The sequence below is a fragment of the Mycobacterium sp. 2YAF39 genome, from assembly GCF_052114565.1.
Lineage (GTDB): Bacteria > Actinomycetota > Actinomycetes > Mycobacteriales > Mycobacteriaceae > Mycobacterium.
In genome coordinates this window covers 1-388 of the sequence record NZ_JBFREZ010000058.1, presented here as the reverse complement: position 1 = coordinate 388, position 388 = coordinate 1, and the positions used below count along the sequence as shown (strand labels likewise).

General features: G+C 66.0%; 1 protein-coding gene. It reads right to left on the bottom strand.

Features of this window, described 5'->3' with window-relative positions; translation table 11 throughout:
* Positions 1 to 388, bottom strand: a 388-nt coding sequence (locus tag AB4Z42_RS28455) for an HNH endonuclease signature motif containing protein (RefSeq protein WP_442012591.1), incomplete at both ends; no start/stop codon positions are given.

Sequence of the window (388 nt, the reverse complement as noted above, 5' to 3'; positions counted from 1 at the left end):
GGTCGTCGTTGAGGCGGCGTTGTTGTTCGATGTATTCGCGCCGCGACTGTGCGCGGGTCTGTGTGCGGCGCGGCATCATCAGGCCGCGGTTCGGTTGAGCGGCAGCCCCATTGGTCGGTACACAGACGGATGCGGTGGGCCGGCACAGTGCCGGGAAGGGTATTCGGCTGCCGGGGCGAGTGGTGTAGCGCTGACCGCGTGGTGAGTGCCAGTGGACGGTGCCGTCGGGGAGCTGTTCGTCGTGCCAGCCCCAGAATGTCTTGAGCAGGTGGTGTTTTCGGCATAGACATTTGAGGTTGGATGCCTGCGTCGGGCCGGTCGGGTAGGCGATGGTGTGGTCGATGTCGCAGTGGTCGGCGGGTTGATCGCAGCCCGGGAACCGGCACGG